This is a genomic window from Mycobacterium numidiamassiliense (assembly GCF_900157365.1).
In the GTDB taxonomy this organism is placed as follows: domain Bacteria; phylum Actinomycetota; class Actinomycetes; order Mycobacteriales; family Mycobacteriaceae; genus Mycobacterium; species Mycobacterium numidiamassiliense.
The window spans coordinates 2465738-2486945 of record NZ_FUEZ01000004.1; the positions used below are offsets into that span (position 1 = coordinate 2465738).

22 protein-coding genes and 1 pseudogene are annotated in these 21208 nt (G+C 67.3%); 17 read left to right on the forward strand and 6 right to left on the reverse strand.

What is annotated here, in order from left to right; genetic code table 11:
• Positions 1-8: 8 nt before the first annotated feature.
• Positions 9-527 carry an MTB12 family secreted protein gene (locus tag MNAB215_RS20150; protein ID WP_077080376.1) on the forward strand — a complete coding sequence of 173 codons (519 nt, stop codon included), beginning with the start codon at positions 9-11 and terminating at the stop codon, positions 525-527.
• Here MNAB215_RS20150 and MNAB215_RS20155 read toward each other — a convergent pair.
• The 3 genes from MNAB215_RS20155 to MNAB215_RS20165 all read right to left on the reverse strand — a co-directional run bounded on the left by MNAB215_RS20155 (position 524) and on the right by MNAB215_RS20165 (position 2413).
• Positions 524-1396 (reverse strand): sigma-70 family RNA polymerase sigma factor, encoded by an 873-nt coding sequence (locus MNAB215_RS20155; protein ID WP_077082182.1) that lies wholly within the window; start codon positions 1394-1396, stop codon positions 524-526. The two genes, MNAB215_RS20150 and MNAB215_RS20155, sit on opposite strands and share 4 nt — an antisense overlap.
• 2 nt (positions 1397-1398) lie before the next feature.
• Positions 1399-1992, reverse strand: a complete 594-nt coding sequence (locus tag MNAB215_RS20160; protein WP_077080377.1) for a carboxymuconolactone decarboxylase family protein — start codon at positions 1990-1992, stop codon at positions 1399-1401.
• A 79-nt stretch (positions 1993-2071) separates the two neighbouring features.
• Positions 2072-2413, reverse strand: a complete 342-nt coding sequence (locus MNAB215_RS20165) for a type II toxin-antitoxin system VapB family antitoxin (RefSeq protein WP_077080378.1) — start codon at positions 2411-2413, stop codon at positions 2072-2074.
• Positions 2414-2568: 155 nt separating this feature from the next.
• Between MNAB215_RS20165 and hrcA the strand changes: the two genes are divergently transcribed.
• The 8 genes from hrcA (at position 2569) to era (ending at position 10923) form a co-directional block, all read left to right on the forward strand.
• Positions 2569-3600 carry a heat-inducible transcriptional repressor HrcA gene (hrcA, locus tag MNAB215_RS20170; RefSeq protein ID WP_077082183.1) on the forward strand — a complete coding sequence of 344 codons (1032 nt, stop codon included), beginning with the start codon at positions 2569-2571 and terminating at the stop codon, positions 3598-3600.
• 71 nt (positions 3601-3671) lie between these two features.
• A complete protein-coding gene (dnaJ, locus tag MNAB215_RS20175; RefSeq protein ID WP_077080379.1) occupies positions 3672-4826 on the forward strand; it encodes a molecular chaperone DnaJ in 1155 nt (384 codons plus the stop codon).
• An 8-nt stretch (positions 4827-4834) separates the two neighbouring features.
• On the forward strand, positions 4835-5641 hold the full coding sequence (locus MNAB215_RS20180; protein ID WP_077080380.1) for a 16S rRNA (uracil(1498)-N(3))-methyltransferase: 807 nt from the start codon (positions 4835-4837) through the stop codon (positions 5639-5641).
• Between the two features lie 55 nt (positions 5642-5696).
• Entirely contained in the window at positions 5697-6755 is a 1059-nt protein-coding gene (locus tag MNAB215_RS20185; protein WP_077080381.1) for a PhoH family protein, read from the forward strand.
• Positions 6756-6786: 31 nt separating this feature from the next.
• Entirely contained in the window at positions 6787-7320 is a 534-nt protein-coding gene (ybeY, locus tag MNAB215_RS20190) for an rRNA maturation RNase YbeY (RefSeq protein WP_077080382.1), read from the forward strand.
• Between the two features lie 114 nt (positions 7321-7434).
• Positions 7435-8724 carry a hypothetical protein gene (locus tag MNAB215_RS20195; RefSeq protein ID WP_077080383.1) on the forward strand — a complete coding sequence of 430 codons (1290 nt, stop codon included), beginning with the start codon at positions 7435-7437 and terminating at the stop codon, positions 8722-8724.
• A complete protein-coding gene (locus tag MNAB215_RS20200; protein WP_077080384.1) occupies positions 8721-10031 on the forward strand; it encodes a hemolysin family protein in 1311 nt (436 codons plus the stop codon). The genes MNAB215_RS20195 and MNAB215_RS20200 overlap by 4 nt, the downstream gene beginning before the upstream one ends.
• Positions 10024-10923, forward strand: coding sequence for a GTPase Era (gene era, locus MNAB215_RS20205; RefSeq protein WP_077080385.1), 900 nt, complete (start codon positions 10024-10026; stop codon positions 10921-10923). Before MNAB215_RS20200 ends, era begins: the two co-directional genes overlap by 8 nt.
• Before the next feature lie 6 nt (positions 10924-10929).
• On the opposite strand, the gene MNAB215_RS20210 is transcribed toward era, so the two are convergent.
• Positions 10930-12405: an amidase gene (locus MNAB215_RS20210; protein WP_077080386.1), complete on the reverse strand. Its 1476-nt coding sequence runs from the start codon at positions 12403-12405 to the stop codon at positions 10930-10932.
• A 62-nt stretch (positions 12406-12467) separates the two neighbouring features.
• Between MNAB215_RS20210 and recO the strand changes: the two genes are divergently transcribed.
• From recO to MNAB215_RS20225, 3 genes are read left to right on the forward strand one after another with little or no spacing between them, the layout of a single operon-like run.
• The gene (gene recO / locus MNAB215_RS20215) at positions 12468-13265 is read left to right on the forward strand and encodes a DNA repair protein RecO (RefSeq protein WP_077080387.1); all 798 of its coding nucleotides are present in this window, start codon (positions 12468-12470) and stop codon (positions 13263-13265) included.
• Entirely contained in the window at positions 13249-14145 is an 897-nt protein-coding gene (locus MNAB215_RS20220; protein WP_077080388.1) for a decaprenyl diphosphate synthase, read from the forward strand. The genes recO and MNAB215_RS20220 overlap by 17 nt, the downstream gene beginning before the upstream one ends.
• Complete coding sequence (locus MNAB215_RS20225; RefSeq protein ID WP_077080389.1) at positions 14145-14573, forward strand: hypothetical protein; 429 nt, start codon at positions 14145-14147, stop codon at positions 14571-14573. The genes MNAB215_RS20220 and MNAB215_RS20225 overlap by 1 nt, the downstream gene beginning before the upstream one ends.
• A 7-nt stretch (positions 14574-14580) precedes the next feature.
• Here MNAB215_RS20225 and MNAB215_RS20230 read toward each other — a convergent pair whose 3' ends face one another.
• A complete protein-coding gene (locus MNAB215_RS20230; RefSeq protein ID WP_077080390.1) occupies positions 14581-14973 on the reverse strand; it encodes a Fur family transcriptional regulator in 393 nt (130 codons plus the stop codon).
• Positions 14970-15353 carry an ArsR/SmtB family transcription factor gene (locus tag MNAB215_RS20235; protein WP_174604608.1) on the reverse strand — a complete coding sequence of 128 codons (384 nt, stop codon included), beginning with the start codon at positions 15351-15353 and terminating at the stop codon, positions 14970-14972. The genes MNAB215_RS20230 and MNAB215_RS20235 overlap by 4 nt, the downstream gene beginning before the upstream one ends.
• A 178-nt stretch (positions 15354-15531) precedes the next feature.
• Between MNAB215_RS20235 and MNAB215_RS20240 the strand changes: the two genes are divergently transcribed.
• From MNAB215_RS20240 to sodC, 5 genes and pseudogenes are all read left to right on the forward strand, one after another.
• Entirely contained in the window at positions 15532-16923 is a 1392-nt protein-coding gene (locus tag MNAB215_RS20240; protein WP_108637674.1) for a glycine--tRNA ligase, read from the forward strand.
• 125 nt (positions 16924-17048) lie between these two features.
• Positions 17049-18218 carry a PPE family protein gene (locus MNAB215_RS20245; protein WP_077080391.1) on the forward strand — a complete coding sequence of 390 codons (1170 nt, stop codon included), beginning with the start codon at positions 17049-17051 and terminating at the stop codon, positions 18216-18218.
• Positions 18219-18747: 529 nt separating this feature from the next.
• Positions 18748-18913, forward strand: a pseudogene (locus tag MNAB215_RS30820) (hypothetical protein); the annotation flags it as partial.
• A gap of 327 nt (positions 18914-19240) precedes the next feature.
• The gene (locus tag MNAB215_RS20255; protein ID WP_077080392.1) at positions 19241-20506 is read left to right on the forward strand and encodes a deoxyguanosinetriphosphate triphosphohydrolase; all 1266 of its coding nucleotides are present in this window, start codon (positions 19241-19243) and stop codon (positions 20504-20506) included.
• A 38-nt stretch (positions 20507-20544) separates the two neighbouring features.
• Positions 20545-21153 carry a superoxide dismutase[Cu-Zn] gene (gene sodC / locus MNAB215_RS20260; RefSeq protein ID WP_077080393.1) on the forward strand — a complete coding sequence of 203 codons (609 nt, stop codon included), beginning with the start codon at positions 20545-20547 and terminating at the stop codon, positions 21151-21153.
• The last annotated feature ends 55 nt before the right edge of the window (positions 21154-21208 follow it).

Here is a 21208-nt window from a genome sequence, read left to right on the forward strand (position 1 = left end):
GGGGAACCATGAAATCCGTAGTTATCAGCGCGGCCGCGCTGGCTGTCATCGGCGGCGCAGCCGCAGGCATCGCCGCGGTCGCGGCGCCGACCGCCCAGGTGCAATTGGCCGCGGTCGGCGGGCCGCTTCCGCAGGAGCCGCCGCCTCCTCCGGCCCCGGCGCCGGTGGGACAGGGGCTGCCGACCCCGGAGCAGCTGAGCAACCTCTGCATCCAGGCCACCGACCCCGGTACGGGCTACTCCACGAAGACCGGCCTGGTTGAAAACGGCATCAATCCCGACGAGGGCCACGTAGCCGACCACGATCTGCGCAAGGCCTACCGGAACGGGAACTTCCCGGAGACGTTCACCGTGACGAACATCGTGCCGGCCGGCCCGAACACGGCCGCCGCCCAGGTCGCCATCGGGGGACCGAAGTTCGCGGGACCGGTCACCAAGCAATTGGTGTTCGTCCAACAGGGCGGCAACTGGGTGCTGCAGCACGACGCCGCGATCGCCCTGATTCAGGCGGCGGCGGCGACGGGCTAGTCGGTCACCGCGCTCACGTCGATCTTCGCGACGCGTGCCGGGTCGGCCAGCACGTCGATCGCGGCGATGCGTCCGGCGCGCACCACGAAGGCCATGATCGCCGTCGGCCGACCGTCGACGAGGATGACCGCGCCGGCGGCGCCGTTGACGGTCGCGGCAAGCACCGCCCGCTCGGGTCCGGCGTAGCCGCGGGCCAGCTTGGCCACCGACGATGCGCCCTCGGCGTGGACGAGGCCGGAACCGAAGTCGCCGCGCAGCACCACGTCGGGATGCAGCACCGACACCAGCCGGTCGAAGTCGCCCGCTCGCCCGGCGGCGAAAAACGCATCGGCGGCCGCGCGCTGTGCGGCCAGGTCGGCGTCGGGAATCGGGGCATGGGCGATGCGCTGGCGCGCGCGGCTGGCCAGCTTGCGGGTGGCTTCCGGCGTGCGCTCGACGATGGGCGCGATCCGGTCGAACGGGACGGCGAAGACGTCGTGGAGGACGAAGGCCAGGCGTTCGGCGGGCGGCAGCGTGTCGAGCACGACCAACATCGCCAGGCCCACCGCGTCGGCCAGCATGGCCCGGTGCTCGGGGTCGGACGCGTCGTGGGCGTCCACGATCGGATCCGGCAGCTGGGCAACCAGTTCCTCGCGACCGCGGGCATGGCGATCGCGCAGGGTGTTCAGGCAGATCCGGGCCACCACGGTGGTCAGCCACGCATCCAGGTTGGCGATGCCCTCCGCCGGACTGCGGCTCAGCCGTAGCCAGGCCTCCTGCACCGCGTCCTGCGCGTCCTCGATCGAGCCCAGCATGCGATACGCGACGGCACCCAGCCGCGGCCGGGCCGCCTCGAACCGCGCCGCCAGCGGCGGCTCAGCTGAGTGCACCGTCAGCAGCCATCGTCGGGCAGCGCACACACTCGCGCACCCGAGAAGCCCGACGATCCGATGCCCAGGGCGATGTTGAACCGCGCCCGCAGGTTGCCCAGCGTGATGACATGGGTGAGGCCGACGATCTGCGCGGTGTCGAAGTGCGCGCGCAGGCCGTCGAAAAGCGCGTCGCTCACCTCGACCGGCGTGCGGCTGATGGCGGCGGCGTACTCCAGGATCAGCTTGTCGACGTCGGAGAAGCACGGGGCAACGCGGTAATTGGAGATGGACCGCAGCTCTTCGTCGGAGAGGCCCCATTGGCGGGCGATCTGTGAACCGAGGTCGATGCAGTATTCGCAGCGCACCGTAGTCGCCGCCTTCAGCTCGGCCAGTGCGCGCTGCCGGGGACTGAGGATGTCCAGTTTTGATTCGGCCTGCTCGAGTCGGCCGTACGCGTTGAGCAGCCTGGGAATGTGGGCGTACATCCGCAGGGGCTCGAGCATGCCCGCGGTCTCGAGTCCGGTCATCTGCGTGAGCTGGCGTTTGGTGAAGAAGAAGGCGATCTTGGCGCCCAGGCCGGCGTCGTGGTCGGAGACTCCTTGAAGGCGGGACATGGCGATCCTTCCGAACAGCGGTGGGGACCGTTAATCGGTCCTCACTACGTCGACCCCGGGCGCCGGGCAAACGTGACCGTCACTGCCTGAACGTCGAACCCGATCCCTGCGTCTGCTGGCTCAGCGGCACATCCATGTCGTACACCCGGGCGTGGAACACGGTGCGATTCCGCAGCGCGGCGCGCACCGCACGGTGCAGGCCGTCTTCCAGATAGATGACGCCCTTCCAGCGCACCGCGTGCGGAAAAAGGTCGCCGTAGAAGGTGGAGTCCTCCGAGAGCAGGCGATCCAGCGCGAGAACCGTTGTGGTCATGACCAATTCGTCGAGCCGAATCTGCTGTGGCGGTATCTGAGACCAGTCCTTATAGGACAGACCGTGTTCGGGGTACGGCTTGCCGTCCCGCACGCCCTTGAAGATCATCGGCGGATCTTCATCGCGGCGTCACCCAGGCCCGACGCATACATGCTGGATAGGCTAGCCCGAGAAAACGTCCGCGGCGCGGGGCGACGCCCTGCTAATGGCAGGCCGGCACCTCCTGAGACCGTAAAATGGACACGATCAAGGAGGTGGGGCTCATGGGCAGTGCCGACGACCGTCGCTTCCAGGTGCTGCACGCCATCGTCGCGGACTTCGTCGCCACCCAGGAGCCCATCGGTTCCAAATCCCTCGTCGAGCGGCACAACCTCGGTGTGTCCAGCGCGACCGTCCGCAACGACATGGCCGTGCTCGAGGCCGAGGGTTACATCACCCAGCCGCACACCAGCTCCGGCCGGGTGCCCACCGAGAAGGGTTACCGCGAGTTCGTCGACCGGCTCGACGACGTCAAACCGATGTCGACGGCGGAGCGGCGCGCGATCCTGGGCTTCCTGGAGTCCGGCGTCGACCTGGACGACGTGCTGCGGCGCGCGGTGCGGCTGCTCGCCCAGCTGACCCGGCAGGTGGCGGTCGTTCAGTACCCGACACTGTCGGCGTCGACCGTCCGCCATCTGGAAGTGATCGCGCTGACCCCGGCGCGGCTGCTGATGGTGGTCATCACCGACTCCGGCCGGGTCGATCAGCGCATCGTCGAGCTCGGCGATGTCATCGACGATCACCAGCTCTCCCAGCTGCGCGAGATGCTGGGCCAGGCGCTGGAGGGCAGGAAGATGTCGGCGGCCTCGATCGCGGTGGCCGACCTCGCGTCCCAGCTCAGCGGTGCCGGGGGGCTGGGCGATGCCGTCGGCCGCGCGGCTACGGTGCTGCTGGAGTCGCTGGTCGAGCACACCGAAGAGCGCCTGCTGATGGGCGGCACGGCCAACCTGACCCGCAATGCCGCGGACTTCGGGGGGTCGCTGCGGTCCATTCTGGAGGCACTCGAGGAGCAGGTGGTGGTGCTGCGGTTGCTGGCCGCTCAGCAGGAGGCCGGCAAGGTGACGGTGCGAATCGGCCACGAGACCGCCGTCGAGCAGATGGTGGGCACCTCGATGGTGTCCACCGCCTACGGCAACGCCGACACGGTCTACGGCGGCATGGGTGTGCTGGGACCCACCCGGATGGACTATCCGGGAACTATCGCCAAGGTCGCCGCAGTTGCTCTTTATATTGGCGAGGTCCTGGGTGCTCGATGACCGCGCACCTGACAAGTTTGTGGACAGCCGCTTAGAAGCGGCTTCAGACCCCTCATAGGAGAGAGTCAAGCGTGGCACGCGACTATTACGGGCTGCTCGGCGTGAGCAGAAACGCCAGCGATGCGGAGATCAAGCGCGCGTACCGGAAATTGGCGCGCGAACTGCATCCCGACGTCAACCCCGATGAGGCCGCGCAGGCGAAGTTCAAGGAGATCAGCGCCGCCTACGAGGTGCTCAGCGATCCGGAGAAACGCCGGATCGTCGACCTGGGCGGGGATCCACTGGAAAACGCCGCCGCCTCGGCGGCCGGCGGGTTCGGCGGGTTCGGCGGTTTGGGCGACGTGTTCGAGGCCTTCTTCGGCGGCGGCTTCAGCGGGGGTGCGACCTCCCGCGGCCCCATCGGGCGGGTGCGTCCGGGCTCGGACTCACTGCTGCGGATGCGGCTGGATCTCGAAGAGTGCGCCACCGGAGTGACCAAACAGGTCACCGTCGACACCGCGGTGTTGTGTGACCGCTGCCAGGGCAAGGGCACCAACGGCGATTCGGCGCCGATCCCGTGCGACACCTGCGGTGGCCGCGGCGAGGTGCAGACGGTGCAGCGCTCGCTGCTGGGCCAGGTGATGACGGCACGACCGTGCCCCACTTGTCGCGGCGTGGGCGTCGTCATCCCCGACCCGTGCACCCAGTGCATGGGCGACGGCCGGGTGCGGGCCCGCCGCGAGATCAGCGTCAAGATTCCCGCCGGAGTCGGCGACGGCATGCGGGTGCGGCTCGCCGCCCAGGGCGAGGTCGGGCCCGGGGGCGGACCGGCCGGTGACTTGTACGTCGAGGTGCACGAACAGGCCCATGACATCTTCGTGCGCGACGGGGACGATCTGCACTGCACGATCTCGGTGCCGATGGTCGACGCGGCGCTGGGCGTCACGGTCAGCGTCGACGCCATCTTGGACGGTATGAGTGAGATCGTCGTTCCGCCCGGCACTCAGCCGGGCGCGATCATCACGCTGCGGGGCCACGGGATGCCGCAGCTGCGGTCCACCACCCGCGGCAATCTGCATGCCCACGTCGAGGTGGTGGTTCCCGCGCGGCTCGACCACCACGACGCCGACCTGCTGCGCGAGCTGAAGACCCGTCGCAGCCGCGATGTGGCCGAGGTCCGCTCGACGCACAATGGCAGCGGCAGCGGCCTGTTCAGCCGGCTGCGCGAGACGTTCACCGGGCGCTAGCCGCGCCCATGGTGGCGACGCTGTTCTACGTCGATGCCCTGCCGGACACCGGCGAGCTGGCCGTCGTCGACGGCGACGAAGGGTTTCACGCCGCCACGGTGCGCCGCATCCGGCCCGGCGAGCAGCTGGTGCTCGGCGACGGCGCCGGTGGCCTGGCCCACTGCGTGGTCGAGCAGGCCGGGCGTGACGGGCTCGCGGCCCGGGTGCTGGACCGGTGGAGCGTCGCGGGCGGCCAGCCGGCCGTGACGGTGGTGCAAGCGCTGCCCAAGTCCGAGCGTTCGGAGTTGGCGATCGAATTGGCCACCGAGGCCGGCGCGGATGCGTTCGTGGCCTGGCAGGCGGACCGCTGCGTGGCCAGCTGGCAGGGCGCCCGGGTCGACAAGGGCCTGCGCAGGTGGCGTGCGGTGGTCCGGTCGGCGGCCCGGCAATCGCGGCGGGCGCACATCCCGCCCGTCGACGGCGTGCTGTCCACCGCGGCGCTCACACACCGGGTCCGCGACGACGTAGCCGCCGGCGTGCTGGTGCTGGCCTTGCATGAGTCGGCCTCCAGCCGGCTCGCCGATATCGCTGTCGCGCAAGCGAACTCGCTGATGCTGCTGATCGGGCCCGAAGGTGGTATCGCACCGGGGGAGATCGCCGCGCTCACCGATGCCGGCGCCGTCGCGGTCCGGCTGGGCCCGCAGGTGCTGCGGACGACGAGCGCGGCCGCCGTCGCGCTGGGCGCGCTGGGTGTGCTCACCCCGCGGTGGGATCAGCCCGGCGAGGTCGGGCCGAGCATGCCGCTGACAGCTGACCAACCCCGGCCCCCGGCGTAGACTGAGGCAGCCGCATACACCCTGACAAGCCGAGAAGGCAGGCATCGGAAACCACGTGACGCCACGCGAGACCAGCGCTGCTGACGCAGCTGGGGCCCTGCAGGCCGACGCTCAGGTGCGCAGCAGTATCGACGTTCCGCCCGATCTCGTCATGGGCCTGCTGGGTTCGGCAGACGAAAACCTGCGTGCGCTGGAACGCACCCTCAGCGCCGACCTGCATGTGCGCGGCAATACCGTCACGCTCAGCGGTGAACCGGCCGACGTCGCGCTGGCCGAGCGGGCGATCTCCGAGCTGATCGCGATCGTGGCCAATCGCCAGCCGCTGACCCCCGAGGTGGTGCGCCACAGCGTCGCCATGCTGGTGGGCACCGGAGACGAGTCGCCGGCCGAGGTACTGACCCTGGACATCCTCGCGCGCCGCGGCAAGACGATCCGGCCCAAGACGCTCAACCAGAAGCGCTACGTCGACGCCATCGACGCCAACACCGTCGTGTTCGGCGTCGGGCCCGCGGGCACCGGCAAGACCTACCTGGCCATGGCGAAAGCGGTCAACGCCCTGCAGTCCAAGCAGGTGAGCCGCATCATCTTGACCCGTCCGGCGGTGGAAGCCGGTGAGCGCCTTGGCTTTTTGCCGGGCACGCTGAGCGAGAAGATCGACCCGTATCTGCGGCCGCTGTATGACGCGCTGTACGAGATGATGGATCCCGAATTGGTCCCCAAGCTGATGTCCGCCGGGGTCATCGAGGTCGCCCCGTTGGCCTATATGCGGGGAAGGACCCTGAATTCTGCCTTCATCGTGCTTGACGAGGCGCAAAACACCACCGCCGAGCAGATGAAGATGTTCCTCACCCGCCTGGGTTTCGGATCCAAGATCGTGGTCACCGGGGACATCACGCAGATCGATCTGCCCGGCGGCGCCCGATCGGGGCTGCGGTCGGCGATCGACATCCTCGACAACGTCGACGACATTCACATCGCCGAGCTGACCAGCGTGGATGTGGTGCGCCATCGGCTGGTTTCCGAGATCGTCGACGCCTACGCCCGACACGAGGAGCCCGGCGCTGGGATGAATCGGGCGGCCCGGCGCGCTTCGGGTACCCGCACTCGCCGATAATGCTTGCGGTGAGTAATCCCATGAGCAGCCAATGAGCATCGAAGTATCCAACGAGTCGGGCATCGACGTCTCGGAGGCCGAACTGGTCAGCGTCGCGCGGTTTGTCATCGCCAAAATGGACGTCAACCCGGGCGCCGAGCTGTCGATGGTGCTGCTGGATACCGCCGCGATGGCCGACCTGCACATGCGCTGGATGGACCTGCCGGGCCCGACCGACGTGATGAGTTTCCCGATGGACGAGCTCGAGCCGGGCGGCCGTCCCGACGCCCCCGAGCCGGGGCCGTCGATGCTGGGCGACATTGTGCTGTGCCCGGAATTCGCGGCCGAACAGGCCGCCGCCGCTGGCCACAGCCTCGGACACGAGCTGGCGCTGTTGACGATTCACGGTGTGCTGCACCTGCTTGGCTACGATCACGCTGAGCAGGACGAGGAAAAGGAGATGTTCGCCCTGCAGGGGCGGCTGCTTGAGGAATGGGTCGCCGAGCAGGTCGCGGCCTATCATCTCGATCGGCAGGACGAAAGAGATCGCCGGCTGTTGGACAAGTCAAGGTTCTTCGACAATTGAACCGACCGTTCGCTGCCCTCTGACCTGCGAAAATGCGGTGGTCGCCGGGCAGCGTGGTGGGATATACGCAGGGGGCGTCAGCAGATCAGGAATACACGTCAAGGCAACTTGCAGATGAGAGCATTCGGGATCGCGGCGGCGGCCGCCATAGCGTTCGCGCCCTTTGCGGTGCTGGTCGCCGCGCCCGGCGTCACCCACGCCGCTCCCTGTGCGGGTGCCGGGTCAACCCCCGCACGCTGCTCGTACTGCCGCTTTCTGGTGGGGGCGTATCACACCCCCTCGACGCAGGTGTGCGACAACGACAATCCGCCCCGCCCCGTCGCGCCGGCCACGAGCACCCTGCCGCAGGTGGCGCCGCCGCCGTGGGTGCCGACCATCGAGGCCCCCGTCCCGCCCGGCTCACGTCCGGCAACCCAGGTTCCGGTGCAGACCCCGAAGATCAATCCACCGAGCCCCGGGGCACCGAAAACCACATTGGTGGTGGCGCCGCCCAAACACGTGGACGCGCCGCCGCAGGCGATCGCGGCGGCCAAGGCGGCCCCGGCGGCGCGGGTTGACCCGGCCAACCCGCCCAGCCCGCCGAGCCAGGTGGACTTCGACCACCAGCTCGAGGCGGTGATGAGCGGCCACGGCGCCAGCATCGACACCGTCAAGGTCGACAATCAGACGCTGACCCGGCCCCGGGTGTGGGAGTACGTCGACTACGACGAGTACCACCGCCCGGTGCTGTTCAACCCGCTCACGCAGGCGCTGACCTTCCGCTACTTCTACGGCGACAACTACCGGGACGTCTATCTGCCGGCCGGCGGGCGGATCATTCTCGATGCCGCCACGGCGGGGCTGGTCCCGTTCACGGCGGTCGGCGACAGTGTCGTGGTCGCGGGCAGCTTCACCGGCGGGGCCTGGATACCGCCGAAGGACTGGAATGGCGGCCCACCGCCGCCGGAGTACGTCGCGCCGGCGCCGCCGGCCGTGTACCAGAATGTCTCGGCGTACGTCCCGACCGACAATCAGATCGTGGAAGTGGGCCGGGTTCAGGTGGTGGGTCACTCCGATGACCAGACCGTGGGCAACCAGGACATGTTCCTACTCGACGACTCCACCGTGGCCTGGGGTCAGGCCAACGATGCCGGCAGCGGTGCCCAAATCAAGGTGACCAAGACTCAGTCGCTGCCGGGCGCCGGGCCGACCGACAATGGCAACTTCTTGGTGGCGCTGGCGACCCACGAGGAGCCCGTTCAACCTGCCCCACCCGCCAAAGCCGAATCCTTGTGGCCGGCGTTGTTGCGGTTCGGGTCGTTGGCGATAGGAGTGGGCGCCGTCCTCTGGTGGGTCAACCGTCGAAGACAAAGCGCCGAGGCCATAACGGAGTCCGCGGCCGAGTCAAGGCATCTGCAGAATTGACGGGCCTGTCGCAGTTACTCGGCGCGATCGCTCTGGTCGTTTTGGGTGGGCTGTTCGCGGCGATCGATGCGGCCATCAGCACGGTGTCTTTGGCGCGGGTGCAGGAACTGGTGCGCGACGAGCGACCTGGCGCCCGCTCGCTGGCCAAGGTGATGGTCGATCGGCCGCGCTATATCAACCTGGTCGTGCTGCTGCGCAACACCTGCGAGATCACCGCGACCGTGCTGCTGGTGGTGTTTCTCTACGACAACTTCGGCCTGCGGTGGGGGTTGTTCGGGGCCGCGATCATCATGGTGCTGGTCAGCTTCGTCATTATCGGGGTGGGCCCGCGGACCCTCGGGCGCCAGAACGCGTACTCGATCGCGTTGGTGATGGCCCTTCCGCTGCAGGCGATTTCGTGGCTGCTGATGCCCATCAGCCGGTTGCTGGTGCTGGTCGGTAACGCGATCACACCGGGACGCGGCTTGCGCAACGGTCCGTTCGCGTCCGAGATCGAATTGCGCGAGGTCGTCGATCTGGCTCAGCAGCGTGGCGTGGTCGCCGCCGACGAGCGCAAGATGATTCAGTCCGTCTTCGAACTCGGTGACACGCCGGCCCGTGAGGTGATGGTGCCACGCACCGAGATGATCTGGATCGAAAGCGACAAGTACGCCAGTCAAGCAACCAACCTGGCCGTGCGCAGCGGGCATTCCCGCATTCCGGTGATCGGTGAAAACGTCGACGACATCGTCGGGGTCGTGTACTTGAAAGACCTTGTCGAGCAGACGTTTCTGGCCGACGGTGGCGGTCGGGACATCACGGTGGCCCAGGTGATGCGCCCCCCGGTGTTCGTGCCGGACTCCAAGCCGCTCGACGCCCTGCTGCGGGAAATGCAGCGCGACCGGATCCACATGGCGCTACTGGTCGACGAATACGGCGCGATCGCCGGCCTGGTCAGTATCGAAGACGTGCTGGAAGAGATCGTCGGCGAGATTGCAGACGAATACGACGCCGAAGAGACAGCTCCGATAGAAGACTTGGGCGACAAGCATTTTCGGGTATCGGCGCGACTGCCGATCGAAGACGTCGGTGAACTGTACGGCGTGGAATTCGACGAAGATCTCGACGTCGACACGGTCGGTGGCCTGCTTGCGCTCGAATTGGGCCGAGTTCCGCTACCCGGCGCCGAGGTGGTGTCCCACGGTCTGCGGCTGCACGCCGAGGGCGGCCCCGACCATCGCGGACGGGTGCGGATCGGTACCGTGCTGCTGAGCCCGGTTGACGACGACGGGTCCGACGGGTCCGACGGAGAAGACGGCCATGACTGAATTCCATTCGGGCTTCGTGTGTTTCGTGGGACGACCGAACACCGGCAAGTCCACCCTGACGAATGCTCTGGTCGGCAGCAAGGTGGCCATCACGTCGAAGCGGCCGCAGACCACCCGGCACACCATTCGCGGGATTGTGCACCGGGAGAACTTTCAGATCATCCTGGTCGACACCCCGGGTCTGCACCGGCCGCGCACGCTGCTCGGCAAGCGGCTCAACGACCTGGTCCGCGACACCTATACCGAGGTCGACATCATCGGGCTGTGCATCCCGGCCGACGAGGCGATCGGTCCGGGGGACCGCTGGATCGTCGAGCAGATCCGTTCGGTCGCTCCCAAAACCACCCTCGTCGTCATCGTCACCAAGATCGATAAAGTCCCCAGGGATCGGGTGGCCGCACAGCTGGTCGCTGTCGCAGAGCTGGTCGACAACGCCGCCGAAATTGTTCCGGTCTCGGCGACGACCGGTGAGCAAGTCGGCGTGCTGATGGACGTGCTGGCCGGGGCGCTGCCGATTGGCCCGGCTTACTACCCGGACGGTGAGCTGACCGACGAGCCCGAAGAAACCCTGATGGCCGAGCTCATCCGCGAGGCCGCCCTCGAAGGCGTGCGTGACGAGCTACCGCACTCTCTGGCGGTGGTGATCGACGAGGTCAACCCGCGCGCGGACCGTGATGACCTGATCGACGTGTACGCGGTGCTCTACGTCGAGCGGGACAGCCAGAAGGGCATCATCATCGGCAAGGGTGGGGAACGGCTGCGCGAAGTGGGGACCGCGGCGCGCGGTCAGATCGAGAAGCTGCTGGGCACCAAGGTCTATCTCGACCTGCGGGTCAAGGTCGCCAAGAACTGGCAGAGCGACCCCAAACAGCTTGGCCGACTTGGCTTTTAGCGCGTCCTAGCTGTGTGGCTGGATGTGCTCGTGGTCCCACCACACCGTCGGCTGCTTGGTCGCCCACCCGCTCACCGCTTCCAGTTCGGCGGCCAGCGAGATGAGCATGCCTTCGCTGTCGGCCGGCCCCATCAGCTGTACACCGATCGGCAGGCCCTCGCTGGTGAACCCGGCCGGCACGTTGATCGACGGCCAGCCCAGCACGTTCCACGGCCAGGTCACCGGGCACGCGCGGATCATCGCCCGGTCGGTGCGGTAGCTGCCGAAGCGGTCGAAATAGCGGGCCAGCGGCGGTGGTTGCGCGGTGGTGGGGGCCAGCACCACGTCGACGATGTCGAAGATGGAACCCACTCGGTACTGCAGCGCCGGCTCGTGCAGGCGGGTGTTGCGCAGAATGGCCTGCCCCAGGAAGTGGCCCGTGCGCAGATTGGCGACGGTGCGCGGGTCCAGGTCGACGCCGTCGCCCAGCCGCTCCTCCCAGTCCCGCAAACCCGCGGTGGACCGGGCGAGAAAATCCCACCCCAGCCGAACGCCGTAGTCGGGGTTGCCGGTCACCACCGTGTGCCCGAGCAGCTCCAACTGCTTGCCGACGGCGCGTAAGGCGGCCTGGATTTCGGGATGCAGCTTGGCCCGGAAGAAGGTGTAGGGGAACCGGGTGGACAGCGCGATGTTCAGCGGACCGGGCGCTTTGCCGACATAGTCGAAGGCCGTGATCGGGGGCGGCTTGTGCCGGTCGCCCTCGACGTTGCCGGACGCGGCGTCGAGCACCAGCGCCGCGTCGGCCACCGTGCGGGCCAGCACTCCGTTGACCGTGATGCCGTTGAAGGCCTCCGGCAACGGCCAGGTCGAGATGCGTCCCCGCTGCGGCTTGATGCCCACCAGATGCGTCCACGCCGCCGGGATGCGGACGCTGCCCGCGCCGTCTGAGCCGATGGCGGCGGTGACCAGGCCCGCGGCCACCGCGGCCGCGCTGCCTCCCGACGACCCGCCCGGGGTGTGCCGGCGTGACCACGGGTTGCGGGTGTGCCCGAAGCCGGGTCCGCTGGTGAAGGGCCATTGCCCCAGCTCGCAGGTATTGGTCTTGCCGACGATCACCGCGCCTGCGGCCTTGAGGCGACGGACCACCTCGGCGTCCTGCGTCGCGGCGGCCACATATCCGTCGGTGCCGAACGCGGTGGGCACGCCAGCAATGTCGACGTCGTCTTTGACGGCGATCGGGATGCCCAGCAACGGCGCCGTGTCACCGGCGGCCCGTCGCCGGTCGGCCCGGGCGGCGTCGGCCAGCGCGGACTCGGTGAGCACCACCCGGAACGCGTTCAGGGTGGACTGGCTCGTATCGATGGCATGCAGCGACTTGCGCACCAATGTGTCGGACGTCACCCTGCGGGTGGCCAGCTGATACAGCAGGTCAGTGAGCGTTGGCAGGCGCTTGCTGCGGGGTCCGGAAGTGGACCCGGAAGCAGACTCGTCGGCGCCAATCACGGGGTACGAGACTATCCGGCGCGGATACCCGCAATGTCGCGGTGGGGTGCAAAACTATTGTGATGCGGCTATATCGAGACCGGGCTGTTGTGCTGCGCCAGCACAAGCTCGGCGAGGCCGACCGAATCGTCACCCTGTTGACTCGTGATCACGGGCTGGTTCGCGCGGTCGCCAAGGGCGTGCGGCGCACCCGCAGCAAATTCGGCGCCCGGCTGGAGCCGTTCGCGCACATCGACGCGCAGCTGCACCCCGGTCGCAACCTCGACATCGTCACCCAGGTCGTGTCGATCGACGCGTTCGCCACCGACATCGTCAGCGACTACGGTCGGTACACCTGCGGGTGCGCGATGCTGGAAACCGCCGAACGTCTGGCCGGTGAGGAGCGGGCGCCCGCCCCAGCCCTGCATCGGCTCACGGTGGGCGCGCTGCGGGCCGTGGCCGATGGCCGCCGCCCCCGCGACCTGCTGTTGGATGCGTATCTGCTGCGCGCCATGGGCATCGCCGGTTGGGCGCCGGCGCTGACCGAGTGCGCCCGCTGCGCCACCCCCGGTCCGCATCGGGCATTTCACATCGCCGCCGGGGGCAGCATCTGCCCGCATTGCCGCCCGGCCGGTTCGACCACACCGCCGCTGGGTGTACTGGAATTGATGTCCGCACTGCACGACGGCGACTGGGAGGCCGCCGAGGCGGCGCCGCAATCCCACCGCAACCACGTCAGCGGATTGGTGGCCGCACACCTGCAATGGCATCTGGAACGGCAACTCAAGACCCTGCCGCTGGTGGAGCGCAGCTATCGGGCCGACCACACCATCGCCGATCAGCGCGCCGCGCTGATCGGGCAGGATGAGGCTTGTGGTTAAGGAGCGCAAGGGAAAGTCCGTGGACTTCCCGCAACTGCCCGCCGCGCCCGACGACTATCCCACCTTTCCGGACAGGTCGACCTGGCCCGTCGTGTTTCCCGAGCTGCCGCCATCGTCCGACGGCGGCCCGAGCCGGCCACCGCAGCACATTTCGAAGGCGGTCGCGCCGCGCATCCCGGCGGAGCGCTTGCCCAACCATGTGGCCATCGTCATGGACGGCAATGGCCGCTGGGCCACCCAGCAGGGACTGACCCGCACCGAAGGTCACCGGGCAGGCGAGGCGGTGGTGATCGACATCGTCTGCGGCGCAATCGAAATCGGGATCAAGTGGCTTAGCCTCTACGCCTTTTCCACGGAAAACTGGAAGCGTTCGCCCGAGGAGGTCCGCTTCCTGATGGGCTTCAACCGCGACGTGGTGCGCATGCGCCGGGTGAACCTCAAGGCGATCGGGGTCAAGATCCGGTGGGTGGGTTCGCGACCGCGGCTGTGGCGCAGCGTGATCAACGAATTGGCGATCGCGGAGGAGATGACGAAGAACAACGACGTCATCACCGTCAACTACTGCGTGAACTACGGCGGCCGCGCCGAAATCGTCGAATCCACCAAGGAAATCGCGCGTTTGGCCGCCGCCGGACGGCTCAATCCGGAGCGCATCACCGAGGCGACCGTGGCCCATCACCTGCAACGGCCCGACATCCCCGACGTGGATCTTTTTCTGCGGACGTCGGGGGAGCAGCGGTCCAGCAATTTCATGCTGTGGCAGGCGGCGTACGCCGAATACATTTTTCAGGACAAACTGTGGCCTGACTACGACCGTCGCGATTTGTGGGCGGCGTGCGAGGAATATGCGGATCGCAACCGCAGGTTCGGGAGCGCGTAATGCCTTCACTGCAAGAGCAATTGGAATCGGTACTGCGCGACGTGGTGTCCGTCGAAAGCGAATCCGACGGCGCGCTCACGGTTCACCACGACGGCACCTTCGCGTCGTTGCGGGTGGTGAACATCGCCGAGGACCTGGACTTGGTGTCGCTCACCCAGATCGTGGCGTGGGATCTGCCGCTGACCAAGAAGATCAGCGATCAGGTGGCCAAGCAGGCGCACGACAGCAACTTCGGCAGCGTGTCGCTGGTGGAGAAGGTCAGTGACAAGGCCGCGCAACGCAATTCCGGCAAGGGCGCGTCCAAGACCGCAGATGTGATGCTGCGGTACAACTTTCCCGCCGCGGGCCTGGGCGATGCTGCGCTGCGCACCCTGATCCTGCTGGTCCTCGATTCCGGCGCTCAGATGCGTCGTGCGCTGACGGCCTGACCCCGGCTCAGGACCGGCAATCCGCGCAGGTGCCGAAGATCTCGATGGTGTGGCTGACGTCGGAGAAGCCATGCTGGGCGGCCACCCGCTCCGCCCACTCCTCGACCTCGTGCCCGCCGACTTCGATGGTGGAACCGCAACTGCGGCACACCAGATGGTGGTGATGATGTTCCGAGCACCGGCGGTACACCGACTCGCCCGTGTCGGTGCGCAGCGTGTCGACCATGCCCCCCGCCGCCATGGATTGCAGCGTCCGGTAGACCGTGGTCAGTCCGATGTTCTCGCCGCGGCGGCGGAGTTCGTCGTGCAATTCCTGGGCCGAGTGGAATTCGTCGAGCGTCTCCAGCAGCGTCGAGATCGCCGCCCGCTGACGGGTGGAGCGGACGCTCGTGCCGGTCACGGTGTGTCCTCGCCGGCGTGGGCCACGGCGTCGACGACGATGTGTGCGAGGTGATGGTCGGCCAGCCGGTAGAGCACCTCACGGCCGGACCGCTCGCCGGTGACCACGCCCGCGGCCTTGAGGATCTTCAGATGCTGGCTGACCAGCGGCTGCGGCACACCCAGGGCGTCGACCAATTCGTGCACGCAGCGGTGGGATTCGCGTAACTGCAGCACGATGGCAATCCGCACTGGCGCGGCCAGCGCGCGCAGTAGCTCACCGGCGGCGTCGAGAATCTCCCGCGGCGGTGGCACCGGGCATTCGGCGGGCCGGAGCGGTGTCTCGTCGTGGTCGTGGGCCACCGCGGTGAGATCTGACGGCGTTGAGGAGGACATCACCATGCGAGAGTCATCACCTCGAGAAAGTGCCGGATAGGAGCCGTGTCCACGGTAAGGAACGACTTCCACTGTCACATGCGTGATGACGCATGTCAAAGACCGCGGTCCGGGTCGATACCATTGCTGGTGTTTTCCGTGCGGCACTTCGCCGCCGCACGCTTCTGCCTGACCTGGAAAGGGAGTGCGCTGCCCCGTGGCGTCCGTCATCGACACCGTCGTCAACCTGGCCAAACGGCGGGGCTTCGTCTACCCCTCGGGAGAGATCTACGGCGGCACGAAGTCGGCCTGGGACTACGGGCCTCTCGGCGTTGAGCTCAAAGAGAACATCAAGCGGCAATGGTGGCGCACGGTGGTCACCGGCCGCGACGACGTCGTCGGGCTCGATTCGTCGATCATCCTGCCGCGGCAGGTGTGGGTGGCCTCCGGCCACGTCGAGGTGTTCCACGACCCGCTGGTCGAGTCGCTGATCACCCACAAGCGCTATCGGGCCGACCACCTCATCGAGGCCTATGAAGCCAAACACGGACATCCGCCGCCCAACGGTCTGGCCGATATCCGCGATCCGGAGACCGGCGAGCCCGGCCAGTGGACCGAGCCGCGCGAATTCAACATGATGCTCAAGACCTACCTCGGACCCATCGAGACCGAGGAGGGGCTGCACTATCTGCGTCCCGAGACCGCACAGGGCATCTTCGTCAACTTCGCCAACGTGGTGACGACCGCGCGCCGCAAGCCGCCGTTCGGCATTGCGCAGATCGGCAAGAGCTTCCGCAACGAAATCACCCCGGGCAACTTCATCTTCCGCACCCGCGAGTTCGAGCAGATGGAGATGGAGTTCTTCGTCGAGCCCTCGACCGCCAAGGAGTGGCACCAGTACTGGATCGACACCCGGCTGCAGTGGTATATCGACCTCGGCATCAATCCGCAGAATCTGCGGCTCTACGAGCACGCCAAGGAGAAGCTGTCGCATTACTCCGACCGCACCGTCGACGTCGAATACAAATTCGGCTTCCAGGGCAATCCTTGGGGTGAGCTGGAAGGTGTGGCCAACCGGACCGACTTCGACTTGTCAACGCACGCAAAGCATTCCGGTGTCGACCTGTCCTTTTACGACCAGGTCGAGGATCGGCGCTACACGCCCTACGTGATCGAACCGGCGGCCGGCCTGACGCGGTCGTTCATGGCGTTTTTGATCGACGCGTATGCCGAGGACGAAGCGCCGAATGCCAAGGGTGGGGTCGACAAACGGACGGTGTTGCGCATCGACCCGCGGCTGGCGCCGGTCAAGGCCGCGGTGCTGCCGCTGTCGCGGCCCGCCGACCTGAGTCCCAAGGCTCGCGACCTGGCCGCGGAATTGCGCAAAAGCTGGAACATCGATTTCGACGACGCAGGCGCGATCGGCCGGCGCTACCGTCGCCAGGACGAGGTCGGGACGCCGTTCTGCGTGACGGTGGATTTCGACTCGCTCGACGACAACGCCGTCACCGTGCGCGAACGTGACGCCATGACCCAGGAACGGGTCGCGATCGATGCGGTCGCCGACTACTTGGCGGTGCGACTCAAGGGCTGTTAGCCCCGGGAAAGGCCGTCTGGGCAAAAGCCGCGGAATTTGGTGCGGTTTCGCTTTAGGATCTAGTACAAGCGTTACCGGTCGCCGCAGGTGACCGTCGGGGTGCGGCTAGATGTGCTGGAGTTTTGATGGTCCTGGAATTCACGTTGTTACCTCCCGAGGTCAATTCTGGGTTGATCTTTGGTGGTGCCGGTGCCGGGCCATTGTTTGCCGCCGCCTCGGCGTGGGCCGAATTGGCCTCCGAACTGTCGTCGTCGGCCTCGTCATTTGACTCGGTGATTTCCGGGCTGACGGGTGGGCAGTGGACGGGCCCGTCCGCGGAGCTGATGGCCCAGGCGGCGGCGCCGTATCTGCAGTGGTTGAGCGCGGCGGTGGGGCACGCCGAGGGCTCGGCGGCGCAGGCCCATGCGGCGGCCGCGGCCTTCGAGGCCGCGTTGGCGGCCACAGTGCATCCGGCGGCGGTGGCAGGCAATCGGATGACGTTGATGACGTTGATCGCGACGAACATCCTGGGTCAGAACACGGCGGCCATTTTCGCCACCGAGATCGAGTACATGGAAATGTGGGCTCAGGATGTCGCGGCGATGTTCGGCTATCACGCGGGGGCGTCGTCGGTGGCGGCGGCTTTGCCGACGATCATCGCGCCGCCGGGCAGCTTGGCCGGGTTGATATCCACCCCGCTGACGGATTTCCTGTCGTCGATCGGATCGACGTTCGCCTCGGGGCTGTCCTCGCTGATGGGCACCGCCGAGTCGGCGATCGCCCAGGTGGGGACGCTATTTTCCGCGCTGCCGGTGTCGGTGTCGTCCCTGGCCTCGGTGGCCCAGATCGGGATGTATCCCGCGACCGCTGCTGTGGTGTCGCCGGTGGTGGCACTGGCACATGGCACCGTGCCGGCGACCTCGGTGATGGGTGCCACCGAGGTCCTCGCCGGCGCTCCGGCGCTTGCCGGTGCCACGGCGCCGGGCATGCAGGTGCTCGGCAGCAGTGGCGGCTTCGGCTCGGCAATGTCTGCAAGTCTGGGGACGGCGCGGTTCGTGGGCAGCATCTCGGTGCCGCCCGCGTGGCAGGGGGCGGTTCCCGCCCGGCTCGTCTCTGCGGCGATGTCGTTGGAGGCCACGGCACCCGGCGTTCCCGTCGGCACCGCGGGGCCGACCGGCGTTCCGGTGATGTCGTCGAAGTCCGCTTCGGCCAGCAAACCCGGCGTGCCCGGGGCGACGCCGGGCAGCGGCGGACCCCGCGCGAAGCACGTCGTCCAGTCTCGGCCCCGCGTGGTGCCGCGTACCGAAGTCGGATAACCGGGTCACGAACGGACCTTCGCTGGGGTCGCGGCGCAATATTCGGACTTTCCGAATTGGGACACGAGCGACGCTGAACTTACCGATCGGTGAATTTCGATCCGCAGACTCTATATTTCGATCCGCCGGGGATCGTAAATCTGATCCGGAGCGTCGTGCCGGACAAATCTACGGCGGCGTTCACGCGACGTCTGGTTGGGCAAACCGGTGACACCACGCGGATATCCGAAGACCGCGAAATGCCTTGTTCAGCAAAGATTTTCGATGCATGATCCAGCATTTGCGCGTTGCGCTGCCGCCGATTGGCCCCGGGTGGCACCCGGATCGGGTGTACAGGTGGAAGCGGTTTGGGCGCCGGATTTGGCTCACCGATTTTTTCGGCCGTTTGCCGCACCCGATTTATCGCAAGAAATATGAGATATTCCCAGATATTGCGCACCGGATTGACTTACGATTGCTAAGGGCTTGGTGGTGATTAGTTTCGCCAGGAGGTCTGGCTGTACAGAGATCGGGCGTGGAAGGGGGCGGCATGTTATTGCCTCTAGGTACACCTCTGCCAGATGATGCTGTGTCGGCTGCTCGGGGTGAGTCGGGTCTGCTCGGTGGCTTGTCGGTTCCGCTTGTTTGGGGCGTCGCCGTTCCACCGGACGACTATGACCATTGGGCACCGGAGCCGTTAGTCGGCGCCGATGTCGAGGACGCTGCGAGCAGTGAGCGCACGGCAGAAGAGTGGGGGCAGTTCAAGCAACGGGGAGACGAAGCGCAACCACGCTTCGAGGTGGCGCGGCCGAGTAGCGTGATACCGCACTCGCCGGCGGCCGGTTAGCGAGAAAACTCCGCTTGCCTGAAATTAACCGTTGGCCGCCAGCGACTTTCGCGGCCAACGGCGCCTGAGCCATGCCCAGTGAGCGACTCAGCACCGGCCGCCACCCATGCCGGGCGGGTGACCGATAGGCAGTGGCCAATCCGTCCCCGTCGTCACGCTCATCCTCTTTTCACGTTGCCTGGCAGACTGTGCCTCGGTGATCACGAACCAGCACGACCCCTACGACGACTTCGACCGTCAACGGCGCGCACCCGAACCCCCGAAAACGGCGGGCCTGCCCGGCAGCGAGGGCCAGCACCGCACCGACTTCGCCCGCGACCGGGCCCGGGTATTGCACAGCGCGGCATTTCGCCGCCTGGCGGACAAGACACAGGTTGTCGGACCGCGCGAAGGCGACACCCCGCGCACCCGGTTGACGCACTCGCTGGAAGTGGCGCAGATCGGACGGGGAATGGCCATCGGACTGGGCTGCGACCTCGATCTCGTGGAGTTGGGCGGTCTGGCGCACGACATCGGGCACCCGCCCTACGGCCATAACGGCGAACGCGCCCTCGACGAGTTCGCCATCGAGCACGGCGGCTTTGAGGGCAACGCACAGAATTTCCGCATACTCACCAGCCTTGAGCCCAAAGTCATTGATGCACAAGGCGATAGCGCGGGCTTGAATTTGACTCGCGCGTCGCTGGACGCGGTCACCAAATATCCGTGGATGCGCGGTGCGGGGCGCCGCAAGTTCGGGTTCTACGAATCCGATCGCGAGCAGGCGGCCTGGGTCCGCCAGGGCGCCCCGCCCGACCGGATGTGCCTGGAAGCCCAGGTGATGGACTGGGCCGACGACGTCGCGTACTCGGTGCACGACGTCGAGGACGGTGTCGTGTCAGGGCGCATCGACCTGCGCGTGCTGGCCGACGACGACGAGGCGGCCGCGCTGGCCAAGCTGGGTGAAAGTGAATTCTCCCGGGTGAGCGCCGACGATTTCATGGCCGCCGCGCGGCGGTTGTCGGGGCTGCCGGTGGTCGCCGCGGTCGGCAAGTACGACGCCACGCTGGCGGCGTCGGTCGCGCTCAAGCAGTTGACCAGTGAGCTGGTGGGGCGGTTCGCCTCGGCCGCGATCGCGACCACACGGGCCGCGGCCGGCCCGGGACCGCTGGTGCGCTACCAAGCCGACCTGCAGGTGCCCGATTTGGTGCGCGCCGAGGTTGCGTTGCTGAAGATCCTTGCGCTGCAGTTCATTATGTCCGATCCGCGGCATCTGGAGACGCAGGCCCGGCAGCGTGAACGCATCCACCGGGTGGCGCACTGGCTGTACTCCGGGGCTCCCGGGACCCTCGACCCGGTTTTCGCCGCCGCGTTCGTCACCGCGGCCGACGACGGTGCCCGGTTGCGGTCCATCGTCGATCAGATCGCGTCGTATACCGAGGGCCGGGTGGAGCGAATCGACACCCACCCGGCGAGCCGGTAGGGGTATTTTCGGCCGGTCCGCAGAGCTACGCTGCGGACATGATCAGAAACACCGCCGTTTCCGCCGTCTTATTGCCGCTTCCCTTGCTGGCCTTCACCGCCTGCAGCTCGCCTCAGCACGCCAGCACCCAGCCGGGCACCACCCCCGCGGTCGTCAGCGGCTCGGCAGGGCCGTCGACGACATCCAGCCCGTCGCCGTCCGCCGGTTCCCTCTCGGCGCAACTGCAGGCGCCCGACGGCAGGCAGGTGGCCACCGCTACCTTCGATTTCACCAACGGCTACGTCACCGTCACCGTGAAGACTGTCGCCGCGGGCATCCTGGCGCCCGGGTTCCACGACATGCACATCCACGAGATCGGCAAGTGCGAGCCGAACTCGGTCGCCCCGACCGGCGGCCCGCCCGGAAACTTCTTGTCCGCCGGCGGTCACTTCCAGGCGCCGGGGCATACCGGGAAACCCGAAAGCGGCGACCTGACTTCGCTCGAGGTGCGCTCTGACGGCTCGGCATACCTGGTGACCACCACCGACGCGTTCACCCGGGACCAGCTGCTGGCAGGCAACAAGACCGCCTTGATGGTCCACGGTCTCGAAGACACCGACCAAGAGATGCAGCGCGTCGCTTGCGGCGTGATCGCGGCGGCCGGCTGAGCTGGCCGTCACGGGTTTGATCCGAAGTCCGCGCCCGGCGTTTTAGACTGGGCCG